Genomic DNA, 13551 nt, shown 5'->3' on the forward strand with positions numbered 1-13551 from the left:
GTGACCAGCGCGATGCCGATCGCGAGCGCGCCCAGTGCCTCCTTCAAGGCGTAGTACTTCCGGTGGAGATGCAGTTCGCGGACGCGGGCGGTGCTCATCCTTTGTTCCTCCTCCGGCAGGGCGGCCGTACGCCGCTTGTAGGGTCGGGCCAGGCGGGTCGGCCCGGAGTCTCCTACACCCCGGGGCGACCCGTCTTGTACCTCAGCGACCCCGTACCCCCGTCGCCCCCATGAGCACCCGGCCGTCGGCGTGCTGGATGAGTCGGGCGGCGTCCTCGATTCCGATGCGTACGGGGAGTGCGTCGAGGCAGACGGCGAGGTGGACGCGGTTGCCCTGAGCGATGTGCGTACGCCACTTTTCGTCGGCGTCCGGGACGTGCAGCAGGTAGTGGTCGTGGCCGTAGTCGAGCGCGACCGTCCGGCCGCCGAGCCGGAGGCGGTTGCCGATGTCGGGTACGCGCTCGGTGGTGGGCCGGAGTTGGAGGACGGTGCCGAGTGCGCGTAGGCCGTTCGCGATTGACTCGGTGGTCTCGGGCGGGTGGCTCGGCGGAGGGTAGCCGATCAGGAGCCACGGTGTGGTTCCGGCGGGGGTGAAGTCCAGCCAGGTGAGGACCGTGAGACCGGCGATGAAATCGGGGCCCGGTGCGGGTGCCTGCGGCGCGCGGACCCTCGCCCAGACGACCTTGCCGAACGGGGCGGGCCGGCATCCCCACTCGTCCCCGCAGACGGCGTCCAGGATGAACAGGCCCCGCCCTCTTCCTCGTTCACCGGATTCGGGTCGCCGCCTCGGGGAGCGGCGGGTGGGGTCCTGGACCTCGATACGGGCTTCCTGCTCGTCCGCGTCGATGGTGATCCGGATCGAGTCGCCGGGTTCGGTGCCGTAGCGGATGGCGTTGGTGGTCATCTCGGAGGCGATGAGGACGATGTTCTCGACGTAGTCCTCAGGTACGCCCGGTACGTGGTACTCGACGTATGCACGTACGAATTTCCGGGCTGCTCCGGCGGAGGAGGGTTCGCCGGGGAGTACGAGAACGGGTGGGGGCGGCGGTCTTTGGATCATGCAGGTCCCCTTGTGGGAGGCAGCCACTCTGCACATCCAGTGCGTGACGCGAGTGTGGCTGTGTGTGCATTTCGCCGCACCAGGTTGCTCCTCAAGCAGGCTGCTGCGCAAGCCGCTTCACTATTCTGTAGAAAATTGCACATGCCTGTTCGAGTGCAGGTGACAGCCCCTGAGACAGCGCGGCACACTGTCCGGCAGGACTCGGGAGGGATGGGTACGACGTGAGTGCACCCACTGTGCGCCGTCGGCGTCTTGGGGCGAAGCTCAGGGCACTTCGCGGTGACTTCACGCTCGAAGAGGTGTCGGAGCGTTCGGGTGGGCGGTTCGTGACATCCAAGCTCTCGCGTATCGAGACTGCCAAGAGCCCGACCAAGCCGAACGACCTGGAAGACCTGCTGGATCTGTACGCCGGACTCGGGCGCGACGTCGACGACGAACTGCGAGCCGCGTTGCTGGCGCTCACCAACGAGGGGGTGCGGCGCGGCTGGTGGCACTCCTATCGCGGGACACTCACGCCGGTGTACGAGGACCTGATCAGCCTTGAGGCCGAGGCGGAGTCCGTCTCGTACTGGCAACTCGGCGCGATTCCCGGCCTGTTGCAGACGTCCGAGTACGCGCGCGAGATCATCAGGGCGACGGCGATGTCCGCGGACGTCGAAGCGCGCGTCGACGCGTTGGTCGAGGTACGGCTCGCTCGTCAGGTGGTCCTCACTCGCGAGACCCCGCTCACCCTCCGGGCGATCATCAGCGAAGCGGCGTTGCGGTCGACCTCCGACGTAGACGGTCTGATGGACGAACAGTTGGGCCGACTGCTCACCATGGGCAAGCGGCCGAACGTCCACATCCAGGTGCTCCCCTCCGACGCACCCCTGCACGCCGGCCAGGTGGGAAGCTTCGTGATCCTGGGCTTCGGCCCGCACGCCGACCTCGACGTCGTCCACATCGAGGGCCTGTCCTCGGCGTCGTACATCATCGAGGAGCGCGAAAAGGTCGCGACGCACCGGGACGCCTGGCAACGACTGACGACCACCGCACTGCCGCCCGAGGCGTCGGCGGAACTGATCACGGAGATCAGGAAGAGCGTCTGAGTCCACGCCGGAAGCCTGCGCACAGCGACACGGCGTCCGACGGGCCTGCCCTGTTGATGCCCCGAGGACACCTCGCCACCTTCGTCGCCGCCATCGCCAAGGGGCCGCTCGGCAACGCCTGATCGCCCACAACTCCCCTCCTGCGGCCTACGGTTGAAGCTGTCGCAGACCCGAGGAGAGCTGACGTGGACCGTCGGAAGTTCCTTGCCGCCACACCATTCGCGGTCACCGCAGGGGTCGGCCCTTTGCGGGACCGGCTGTTGAACACCCTTGACCAGGAACCGGGGCCAGTCCCACCCGTACGCCTTGAGGACGTGTCCGCCGTGAAGAACATGTTCGCGACGTTCCAGCGCGTGGACATCTTCCAGGGCGGTGGAGCGGGACGGCTGGTCCTGGCCGAGTACATGAATCAGCACGTGTATCCGTTGCTGCGCCGGGCCCACGGTGACGACGTACGGCGTGCGTTGTGTGTGGCGGCTGCCGAACAGACTTACCTGCTCGGGTGGATGGCTTACGACAACGGTGAACACCGCATCGCCCAGCGCCACTTGATCCAGTCGCTGCGTCTTGCCGAGGAGTCGCGCGATGTGGCGCTCGGTGCGCATGTTCTTGCGGGGATGGCGGATCAGGCGACGCTTCTCGGTAACCCCGCCGAAGGGCGACGGCTTGCTCAGGTGGGGCGGCAAGGGCTGGGCAGGGCCGATTCGCCGGCCTGTCTGGCTGACCTCTGGTGCCTGGAGGCGCGAGCGCTCGCGTTGCTGGGGGACAAGTCCGCTGCGGCTCATGCGGTTGTGGAGTCCGAGAAGGCGTACGAGCGGGTCGAGTTCGGCGAGGGGCCCGCTTGGGCGGAGTTCATTGATCCGGCGTATCTGCATGGCGAGCACGCGAACACCTTTCGGGACCTGGGCGATGCCGAGGCCGCCGAGGAGCATGCTCGGTGGTCCATCGCGTATGCCGCCCGGCAGAAGCGGGCGCGGCGCGGGGCCATGTCGCAGGCCGCTCTTGCCGGTTCGTATCTTCAGCGGCGGGATCTTGAGGCTGCGTACGCCGCTGGGGTGCGGACGTTGAAGCTCGCCGGGCAGGTCAAGTCGTCGCGGGCGGTCGAGGCGGTTCAGGATCTTCAGCAGCGTATGCGGGCCTTCGGGCGGCATCGGCTCGTCGTCGACTTTGGCGCTCGGGTGCGGGAGTTGGTGGTTGCCTAGCGGCGGCTCGTTACTGACTGGTGCGTTCAACTCGCAGGAAAAGTTGCCGAGTTCGCTGAGATTTGCTTCAACTTCGTGATCTCAGTGCTAGCGTGATGCTCAGCCACAACAAAAAGTGGCCCCACCAGGACTCAGAGTGCTAGCAACACTCTGCTGATGGGGCCTGACGACAAACACCGACTAAAGGAACTGTCGCCATGCGTCACTCTATCGCGCATGCCATTTTGGCATCGCTGCGTACCATCATCGCCCTTCTTCTGCCCGCCACGGGCAGCCGCCGCAAGTGCTGTGTCCAGCGCGCCGCCACCTCCGCGCCCCAGCCCGTCATCCCCGAAAGTCCCTGGTCGCGTCCCTGGACCTCGCCGTCCAAGGAAGAGGCCGCCGCGATCTTTCGGCACGAGGCCGAGCATCCCGAGGCCCTGCTTCAGCGGGAGCGGCGGCGGGCGCTCGTGTATGCCGCCGCGGGGCTGGAGTATCCGTACTACTACCGGGGCGCTCCGTTCGGGGCGGAAGCGTTTGCCAATGTGATGTCGGAGAGTGGTTGAGGGGGTGCGGGGAGGTTTTCGGTCGCCGGTCCCACCTGGTCTTTTGACCTTCGCTTTAATGTGAGCCGATCCACCCCGCCCTTCCTAGTGACATACCGATCGGTATGTGCGCAGAATCGGGCTCAACCAGTTCCGTCGCAGGCAATGTCGCCCGGGAGGACTCCGTGCAGAGCACGATGCAGGACGTACCGCTGCTGATTTCGAGGATCCTGACCCACGGGGCCGCGATCCATGGGTCCTCGCAGGTGACGACCTGGACGGGTGAGGCGGAGCCGCAGCGGCGGAGCTATGCGGAGGTCGCTGAGCGGGCGGCGCAGTTGGCTCATGCGTTGAAGGATGAGCTGGGGGTCACAGGGGACGAGCGGATAGCCACGCTCATGTGGAACAACGCCGAGCACGTCGAGGCGTACTTCGCCGTTCCTTCCATGGGTGCCGTGCTGCACACCCTCAACCTCCGGCTTCCTCCTGAGCAGTTGGTGTGGGTCGCCAACCACGCTCAGGACAAGGTCGTCATCGCCAACGGGTCGCTGCTGCCGCTGCTCGTTCCGCTGCTGCCGCATCTCAAGACCGTTGAGCACGTGGTGATTTCGGGGCCCGGGGACCGGTCCGGGCTCGCGGACGCGGCCGTACGGGTGCATGACTACGAGGAGTTGATCGCCGGGCGGGAAACCTCGTACGACTGGCCCGAGTTGGACGAGCGCAGTGCCGCGTCGATGTGCTACACGTCCGGAACCACCGGTGATCCCAAGGGAGTTGTCTACAGTCACCGGTCCATCTATCTGCACTCCATGCAGGTCAACATGGCGCAGTCGATGGGGCTCACGGACGAGGATCTCTCTCTGATTGTCGTGCCCCAATTTCATGTAAATGCTTGGGGTTTGCCCCATGCGACCTTCATGACCGGCGTCAACATGCTGATGCCCGACCGGTTCCTCCAGCCCGGACCGCTCGCCGAGATGATCGAGTCCGAGAAGCCGACGCACGCCGCCGCCGTGCCGACGATCTGGCAGGGGCTTCTCGCCGAACTCACGGCCCGGCCGCGCGAGGTCTCCAGCCTTCAGCAGGTCACCATCGGGGGGTCCGCCTGTCCGCCCGCGCTCATGACCGCGTTCGACGAACTCGGGATGCGGGTCTGTCACGCGTGGGGGATGACCGAGACGTCGCCGCTCGGGACGATCGCCCGGCCGCCCGCGCATGTCATCGGTACGGAGGAGGAGTTCGCGTACCGGGTTACGCAGGGGCGGTTCCCCGCCGGGGTCGAGGCGCGGCTCACCGGGCCCGAGGGTGAGCGGATTGCGTGGGACGGTGCCTCCGCCGGTGAACTCGAAGTCCGCGGGCCCTGGATCGCCGGGGCGTACTACAACGGGCCCGACGCCGAACTCCTGCGGCCCGAGGACAAGTTCAGCGCGGACGGGTGGCTCAAGACCGGGGACGTCGGGACGATCTCTCCCGACGGGTTCCTCACGCTCACCGACCGGGCGAAGGACGTCATCAAGTCCGGGGGTGAGTGGATCTCGTCCGTGGATCTGGAGAACGCGCTGATGGCGCATCCCGCTGTCGCCGAGGCTGCGGTGGTCGCCGTTCCCGATGCGAAGTGGGGTGAACGGCCCCTTGCCACCGTCGTGTTGAAGGAAGGTGCGGCTGCTGACTTCGCCGAGCTGCGGGCCTTCCTCGCGGATGAGGGGGGTATCGCCAAGTGGCAGCTGCCCGAGCGGTGGACGGTGATCGGGGCGGTGCCGAAGACCAGTGTGGGCAAGTTCGACAAGAAGGTGTTGCGGCGGCAGTACGCGGAGGGGGAGCTGGAGGTCACGGAGATCTGACAGGCGCGCGGTGCCCCTGACGTGGGAAGATCGCGGGATGCTACGACTTACCGACTTCATCATCGACTGCCCGGACGCGATGGAGCTGGCCGCCTTCTACTCCGAGGTGACGGGGGTTCCCGTCAAGGAGAGCAGCACCGAGCACTGGGCCGGGATCCAGTTCGGTGGGATCGAGCTGGCCTTCACTCCGGTGGAGGACTACCGCGCGCCGCAGTGGCCCAGCAGCGAGCATCCCAAGCAGTTCCATCTCGACTTCGAGGTGGATGACATCGAGGCGGAGGAGCGCCGGGTGCTGGACCTTGGGGCGAGCCTTCAGCGGGACCACACGGATGCCGAGGGCTACGGGTTCCGCGTCTACACCGACCCTGTCGGCCACCCGTTCTGCCTCTGCCGCAACAGGGGCGTGGTCTGGACGGACGAGGGTCCGGTCTGGCCTCAGCGCAACCAGTAGGGCCGTGGTTCGGGTGCGGCTGGGTGGGTGGCGGGGGTGGGGGCGTTGGCGCTCACCCGCGCTGGCGGGGTGCCGCTGCGCCCACCCGTGCCGCCCCTAGCGGCACGACTGCCCGCAGCGGCGCGGGGTGAGGAGCGGGTGCGGGTCGGCGGGGGTGGCGCGGCTGGCCGCAGCTGCGCGGGGCGAGTGGAGCGGGTGGCGGGTCCGTGGGGGTGGCGCGGCTGGCCGCAGCTGCGCGGGGCGAGTGGAGCGGGCGCGGGTCTGGGAGTGGTGCGGCTGGGGGTGCGGATTCACCGTCGTACTGCCGTCGCCCCCTGCCTAGCTCGCCGTACTGCCGTCGCCCCCTGCCTAGCTCGCCGTACCGCCGTCGCCCCCTGCCTAGCTCGCCGTACCGCCGTCGCCCCCTGCCTAGCTCGCCGTACCGCCGTCGCCCCCTGCCTAGCTCGCCGTACCGCCGTCGCCCCTACCTCGCCCGCCGTACCGCCGTCGCCCCCCACCCCAACCCCAACCAAACCCCCGCCACCAAAACCACCCCGCCCCACCCGAACCCCCCATACGCAACCCCCGCCAACGCCGAAGCCGTAGCCCCACCCGCGAACCCCGCCACCACATACGCACTGTTCGCCACACTCGGCGAAGACGTCGTCGTCAGGGCCAGCGTCTGGTTCGCCACGTGGGATGCCACCAGCGCCGCATGGATCAGTACCGCCGCCGCGAAGAGCGCCGCCAGCGCATGCCCGCCCCACCAGAACAGCGGCACCGACAGCGCGGCCAGCGCATACGCGCCCCGCACCACGTGCCCGGCGCCGAAGCGGTCCACCAGACCCCCGGCGAGCGGCGCCACCGCGCTGGCCGTCAGGCCGAACAGGCCGAAGAGGCCGGCCGTCGCGGTGGACAGTCCGTAGCCGGAGCCCGTCAGCAGCAGGGCCAGCGACGTCCACAGCGCCGACCAGGCGCCGTACATCCCGGCCTGCCGTACGCACGCGCGCCACAGGTCGGGGGAGTGCCGCAGCAGCGCCGGTATGCCGAGGTGCCCGGCGAAGAGGGGCGCCCCGTCGCGCACCCGGGGTTCCCGGGGCAGCATCGAGGCCGTCACCAGCCCCAGCCCGGCCGTCAGCACGGCCGCCCCCACGAACACCCACCGCCACCCGAACGCCTGCCCCACGATCCCGCCGAGCACCCGCGCCGCCACGATCCCCGTGAACAGCCCGGCTATGACGGCGGCCACATGCCGCGCCCGGCGATCGGCGGGCGCGCGCTCGGCGACGAACGGCACCAGCAACTGCGGTACGACGGTGGCCGCCGACGCGAGGAACACGGCGACCGCCAGCACCCCGGCGCCCTCCGACACCGCTCCCCCGGCCAGCGCGAGGGCCGTCACGACCGACAACACCCCCACGATCCGCCGCCGGTTGACCCGGTCCCCGAGCGGCGCGAACAGCAACAGCCCCGCGGCGTAACCGAGTTGGGCGACGGACGCGATCCAGGCGATGGCGGACGCGGTCGTCCCGAAGTCCCTTGCCATCAGCGGCAGTAGAGGCGCGGCGAGGTAGATGTTCGCGGCGGTGACGGCCGTGCACAGCGCGATGAGCGGCAGCAGGAGGGCCTGGGCGGGCGGCGACTTCACCGGCACCTGGGCGGAGGACACGGAGAGGGACGGTGACCGCATGACGTTCGGCTCCTTCGAACCCACAACCAACCAGTTGGTTGGCGACAACAGTCTGGAAGCGCCCTCCATTCCCTGTCAACCAACCAGTTGGTTATGGAGTGATCCCCGCTACCCTGATCCCATGGCAGTCAGAGACCCCGAGGCCACCAAGGCGCGCATCTTCACCGCCGCCGTCGCCGAGTTCGCCCGGTACGGCATCGCGGGCGCCCGCATCGACCGCATCGCGGCCGAGGCGAAGGCCAACAAACAGCTCATCTACGTCTATTACGGCAACAAGGCGGAGCTGTTCACGCAGGTCCTCAGCCGCAGGATGGTCGACCTCGCCGCCGCCGTCCCCGTCGACCCGGACGACATCGACGGCTGGCTCGACCGCCTCATGGACTACCACGCGGCCAACCCCGACCTCCTGCGCCTCCTGTACTGGGAGGGCATCGAGTACGGCACCGCCGAACTCCCCGACGAGAAGGCCCGCCGCGAGCACTACGCCCACAAGGTCGACGCGATGCGGGACGGCCAGGAACGCGGCGTGATCACCGACGCGATCCCCCCGGCCGACCTGCTCCTCCTCATCATCTCCCTGGCCAACTGGATGACGGTCGTCCCCCAGATGAGCCGCATCCTCGCGGGCGGCGAGGAGACGGACCGGGACCGGCTGAGGTCGTCGATCAAGGAGGCGGCCCGGCGGCTGGTCGCGACCTGAGGTACGTCGCGAAGGGGCCCCAAGTCCCCCCGCGCAGAACCTAGTTGGTCCCGATCCTGGCCAGCAGATCCACGATCCGCGACTGCACCTCACTGCTCGTCGAGCGCTCCGCGAGGAACAACACCGCTTCCCCGGAGGCGAGTCGAGGCAGATCGGGCTGCTCCACAGCCGCCGTGTAGACGACGAGCGGCGTCCGGGTCAACTGCCCGTTCGCGCGCAGCCAGTCGAGAATCCCCGCCTGCCGACGGTCGACCTGCATCAGGTCCATCACCACCAGGTTCGGCCGGAACTGCCCCGCCAGCATCACCGCGTCCGCGTCGCTCGCCGCCCGCGCGACCTGCATCCCCCGCCGCTCCAGCGTCGACGTCAACGCCAGCGCGATCTCGGCATGTTCCTCGATGAGCAGGACGCGCGGCGGATGCTGCTCGCTGTCGCGGGGCGCGAGCGCCTTCAGCAGGACGGCGGGGTCGGCGCCGTACGCGGCCTCCCGCGTCGCCTGCCCCAACCCGGCCGTCACCAGCACCGGAACCTCCGCCGCGACCGCCGCCGTACGCAGCGACTGCAACGCCGTACGGGTGATCGGCCCCGTCAGCGGGTCCACGAACAGCGCCGCCGGGAACGCGGCGATCTGCGCGTCCACCTCCTCGCGGGAGTTGACGATCACCGGCCGGTATCCGCGGTCGCTCAGCGCCTGTTGCGTGATGACGTCCGGCGCGGGCCAGACGAGCAGCCGACGCGGGTTGTCGAGCGGCTCGGGGGGCAGTTCGTCGTCCATCGGCTGCGGCCGGGGCGTGTCGGCGACCTCCACGGCGCCGCCCGGCCCGTCCAACGGCTCAGGCCCTTCAGCGGCGTTGGAGTCGGGCGCGCCTATGGCGTACGACCGTCCGGCGCCCTCGGTGCCGGTCGCGAGCCGGTTCTGGCCCGCGAGGGAGGCGTGCGGCAGCGAGGGCGCGATGGGCTGCTCGGCGGCGGGGTGAGGCCGGGCCTCGGGGCCGGGCGGGGTCCCCAACTTCCGCCGCCGCCCGCCGGAGGTCCCCTGAGCCTGAGCCTGCGGCTGCTGAACCTGAGCGGCCTGCCGGGTGAACGGCACGCCTTGCCCGAGGGTCCGCACGCTGATCGCCCGCGCCTGCGCGGAGTTGGGGTCCATGGCTTCGGCGGGGAGGGGTTGTGCGGGGGGTGCTTCGGCGGGGAGGGGCATGGCGATGTGGCCGGTGTGGCCGGGCTGCGGGGGGAGGGGGATGTGGCCGGTCTGACCTGGGGCGGGGTGAGGCTGGGGTGCGCCTGCGCCGGGAACGGGGGCGCCGGGTACGGGAGTTGCGGGCGCGCCCGCGTTGGGTACGCCCGTGCCGGGTACGGGGTTGCCGGGTGCGCCTGCGCTGGGAACAGGGGTGCCGGGTACGGGAGTTGCGGGTACACCTGCGCCGGGAACTGGGGCCCCGGATACGGGAGTTCCGGGTGCGCCCGCGTCGAGTACGGGGCTCTGCGCGGCCTGCGCGGGGAGGGACGCCGGGTTCTGGGCGGGGGGCTGTCCGGGGAACTGGGGCTGGACCTGTCCGGCGACCTGGACCTGTCCCGGAATCTGCGCCTGCTGCGCCGCGACCTCCGCGCTCATGCCCTGGACGTCATCGGCATCCGCGCCCGGAGGCACGGCGACGGCCCGACGCCGGCGCCCTGTCGGCGCGTTCGCCGGGTGCGGCTGGGGCGGGGTGTGGTCGTCGGCCTGGTCGTGGGGGATGGCGTCGTGCCGCCCGGCGTGTTCGGCGCCTTCGGGGGCGACGGGCTGGGCTTGCGCGGGGAGTTGAGGCTGGCCGGGTGCAACAGGCTGGCCCTGCGCCGTGAGTTGGGGCTGACCGGGTACAACAGGCTGAGCCTGCGCCGGGAGTTGAGGTTGCCCGGGGGCGATGGGCTGAGCCTGCGCGAGAAGTTGGGGCTGGCCGGGCATGACGGGCTGGCCTTGCGCGGGAAGTTGGGGCTGGCCGGGTCCAACGGGCTGACCCTGCGCCGTGAGTTGGGGCTGACCAGGGGCGACAGGCTGGCCCTGCGCGGGAAGTTGAGGTTGCCCAGGCATGACGGGCTGGCCCTGCGGAGGTACGGGAACCCCCTGGGGCGGCACGACCCCCTGCGGCACCTGCGCGGGAAGGCCCTGCGGGGGAACGGCCCCCTGAACCGGCACCCCTTGCGCCGGAACAGCCTGCGCCGACGCGGCACCTTGAGCCGTAACCCCTTGCGCCGGAACCCCCTGCATCGCCACGGCACCTTGAGCGGGAACCCCTTGAGGCGGAACCCCCTGCATCGGCGGGGCCCCCTGAGCCGTCCCCCCTTGCACAGGCGCGGCACCTTGAGCCGGGACCCCCTGAGGCGGAACTCCCTGCCCCGGAACTCCTTGCGCCGGGACGCCCTGCATCGCCGCAGCCCCCTGCCCCGGCACCCCTTGTCCAGGAACCCCTTGTGCCACAGCCGCTTGCCCCGGCACACCTCCTTGCGCCACACCCCCTTGAGCAGCACCCCCCTGCCCCGGAATCCCTTGCGCCGGAACGCCCTGCATCGCCCCAGCCCCCTGCGCCGCACCACCCTGCGCCACAAGCCCTTGTCCCGGAACCCCCTGCCCCGGCACACCTCCTTGAGCAGCAACCTCCTGCCCCGGAACTCCTTGCGCCGGAACGCCCTGCATCGCCGCAGCCCCCTGCGCCACACCACCCTGCGCCACAAGCTCTTGCCCCGGAACCCCCTGCCCCGGAACCCCCTGAGCAGCACCCCCCTGCCCCGGCACCCCCCCAACCCCCCGATCCGCCTCAGCCGGAGGCAACGCGAACACCGCCCGCTGCCCCCCCTCCTGCGCAACCGCCCTCTCCCCCGCCGCAGCCAACGCCCGCCGCCGGCGCCCGGTCGGCTCCCCCTGCGCCTCGCTCCCCGAAGGCGTCCCCGAAGTCAACGCCAACGCGTTCTGCTCGCCAGACGGAACCGGCATCCCCCCGGGCGGCACCGGCACCCCCTGCGGAGGCACCGCCGCCCCAAGACCCGCCCCCACCGCAGCCGTCCCCGCCGCATGCTCGGCGGCGGTCACGACCGCGCCCTCGGCCACCTCGTCGCCCCCGGCGGCAGGCCGACCCCGCCGCCGCCCCGACCCCTCGCCGCCCGCCTCGACAGCGACCTCGTCCTCCTCGGCAGCGGGCCGCCCCCGACGCCGCCGCCCGGTGGGAGGAACGGCACCCTCACCGTCGTCCCCCTCAAGGAACGCGTCCACAGAGCTACGCCGGACCCGCCGAGGTTCGTCCGTGACCGGCGCCTCCACCGGCACGACCCCCGCCCCACCCCCGAGCGGCACCTCAAGGACGTACGCGCTCCCGCTCATCCCCGGCACCTCGACGGTCTGCAGCACCCCGCCGTGCGCGCGCACGATCCCCCGCACGATCGGCTCATGCACGGGGTCCCCGCCGCCGTACGGCCCCCGGACCTCGATCCGTACGACCTCCCCGCGCTGGGCGGCGGCCACCACGACCGTGTTGTCCATGTACCCGCCGGCGGAGACGGGCGCGTTGCCGGTCGCGTCGACGCCGGCGACGTCCGCGACGAGGTGCGCGAGCGCCGTCGCGAGGAGACGCGCGTCGACCTCGGCCTCGATCGGCGGCGCGTGGACGGCGAACTGCACACGCCCGGGCCCGATCAGCTCGACCGCGCCGTCGACCCCCGCGGCGACGACCGCGTCCAGCATCGCCTTCGTACGGCTGACCTGCGCCTCCCCCGTGTCGAGGAGCTGGTAGCCGAGGACGTTGTCGATGAGGGTCGTGATGCGGGAGTACCCGGCGGAGAGGTGGTGCAGGACCTGGTTCGCCTCGGGCCACAGCTGCCCGGCGTCGTCGGCGGCGAGGGTCGCGAGTTCGCGGCGCAGCTCGTCGAGGGGGCCGCGCAGGGAGCGGCCGAGGAGCGTGAGCAACTGGTCGTGCCGGCCGGCGAGAGCCTCGTACCGATCCTTCTCGCGCTCGCCGAGCGCGGCGTACCGGTCCTCACCTGCGGCGATGTCCTCCGCGTGCTGCTCGGTGAGCTCCTCGATCTCCGCGACGTGGCGCTGGCGCAGCGCGGTCAGGTCGGAGGCGTGCTCCTCCGCGAGCCGCTCCAGCTCCTGCGCGTGCTCCGCCTCGACCGTCTCCTTCTCCTTGGCGAGAACGTCGTACGGCCGCCGGTCGGTGAACGTCATCACCGCGCCGACCAGCTGGTCACCGTCCCGCACCGGCGCCGTCGTCAGGTCCACCGAGACCTTGTCGCCGTTCTTCGCGAACAGCACCTGGCCGCGCACGCGGTGCTTGCGGCCCGAGCGCAGGGTGTCCGCGAGCGGGGACTCGTCGTACGGGAACGGGGAGCCGTCCGGGCGCGAGTGCAGGACGAGGGTGTGCAGCTCCTTGCCGCCGAGGTCGTTGGCCCGGTAGCCCAGTATCTGCGCGGCGGCCGGGTTGACCAGGACGATCCTGCCGTCCGTGTCCGTCCCCACGACGCCTTCCGACGCGGCCCGCAGGATCATCTCCGTCTGCCGCTGCGAGCGGGCCAGCTCCGCTTCCGTGTCGACGGTGCCGGACAGGTCGCGTACGACCAGCATCAGCAGTTCGTCGGGCGAGTAGCCGTATCCGTCGTACGCCTGCTGGCCGTTCTCCAGGTTCGCGCTGGTGACCTCGACCGGGAACTCGACGCCGTCGGTGCGGCGGGCGATCATCCTCGCGGGCTTGGTGCGGCCCCTCGGGTCCATGTGGTCGGGCCTGCGCATCGAGCCCGGGATGAGCTTGGAGTCGAACTCCGGCAGCAGATCCAGCAGCCCCCGGCCCACGAGCGCGGTCCCCGGCGTCTCGAACGCCTCCAGCGCGATCGTGTTCGCGTTCACGACCGTTCCGTTGGCGTTGACCAGCACCAACGCGTCGGGCAGGGCGTCCAGTATCGCCGCGAGGCGAGCAGCGCCTCGGGATGGCCTGCTGCTCACGAGACGCTTCCTCCCTGTCACCGCACCTTGCCTACCGCTCGGGCCATCTTG

General features: G+C 70.6%; 9 protein-coding genes. 6 read left to right on the plus strand and 3 right to left on the minus strand.

What is annotated here, in order from left to right; genetic code table 11:
• Positions 1-201 precede the first annotated feature (201 nt).
• On the minus strand, positions 202-1059 hold the full coding sequence (locus tag J8M50_RS03650) for an ATP-binding protein (RefSeq protein ID WP_010355933.1): 858 nt from the start codon (positions 1057-1059) through the stop codon (positions 202-204).
• A 221-nt stretch (positions 1060-1280) separates the two neighbouring features.
• Here J8M50_RS03650 and J8M50_RS03655 point away from each other — a divergent pair, with 221 nt between their 5' ends.
• From J8M50_RS03655 to J8M50_RS03675, 5 genes are all read left to right on the plus strand, one after another.
• A complete protein-coding gene (locus J8M50_RS03655) occupies positions 1281-2147 on the plus strand; it encodes a helix-turn-helix domain-containing protein (protein ID WP_040837198.1) in 867 nt (288 codons plus the stop codon).
• A 140-nt stretch (positions 2148-2287) separates the two neighbouring features.
• Complete coding sequence (locus J8M50_RS03660; RefSeq protein WP_063748096.1) at positions 2288-3349, plus strand: NsdA family TPR-like regulatory protein; 1062 nt, start codon at positions 2288-2290, stop codon at positions 3347-3349.
• Positions 3350-3546: 197 nt separating this feature from the next.
• Entirely contained in the window at positions 3547-3894 is a 348-nt protein-coding gene (locus J8M50_RS03665; RefSeq protein WP_010355930.1) for a hypothetical protein, read from the plus strand.
• Between the two features lie 164 nt (positions 3895-4058).
• Complete coding sequence (locus J8M50_RS03670; RefSeq protein ID WP_010355929.1) at positions 4059-5714, plus strand: long-chain fatty acid--CoA ligase; 1656 nt, start codon at positions 4059-4061, stop codon at positions 5712-5714.
• A gap of 37 nt (positions 5715-5751) precedes the next feature.
• Complete coding sequence (locus J8M50_RS03675) at positions 5752-6165, plus strand: VOC family protein (protein WP_010355928.1); 414 nt, start codon at positions 5752-5754, stop codon at positions 6163-6165.
• A 463-nt stretch (positions 6166-6628) separates the two neighbouring features.
• On the opposite strand, the gene J8M50_RS03680 is transcribed toward J8M50_RS03675, so the two are convergent.
• On the minus strand, positions 6629-7834 hold the full coding sequence (locus J8M50_RS03680; RefSeq protein WP_010360160.1) for an MFS transporter: 1206 nt from the start codon (positions 7832-7834) through the stop codon (positions 6629-6631).
• Between the two features lie 121 nt (positions 7835-7955).
• On the opposite strand from J8M50_RS03680, the gene J8M50_RS03685 reads away from it, so the two are divergent.
• Positions 7956-8534: a TetR/AcrR family transcriptional regulator gene (locus J8M50_RS03685; protein WP_010360158.1), complete on the plus strand. Its 579-nt coding sequence runs from the start codon at positions 7956-7958 to the stop codon at positions 8532-8534.
• A 40-nt stretch (positions 8535-8574) separates the two neighbouring features.
• On the opposite strand, the gene J8M50_RS03690 is transcribed toward J8M50_RS03685, so the two are convergent.
• On the minus strand, positions 8575-13500 hold the full coding sequence (locus tag J8M50_RS03690) for a response regulator (protein WP_223786155.1): 4926 nt from the start codon (positions 13498-13500) through the stop codon (positions 8575-8577).
• Positions 13501-13551 lie beyond the last annotated feature (51 nt).

Origin of the sequence: Streptomyces acidiscabies (assembly GCF_020010905.1) — a bacterium.
Classification (GTDB): Bacteria; Actinomycetota; Actinomycetes; order Streptomycetales; family Streptomycetaceae; genus Streptomyces; species Streptomyces acidiscabies.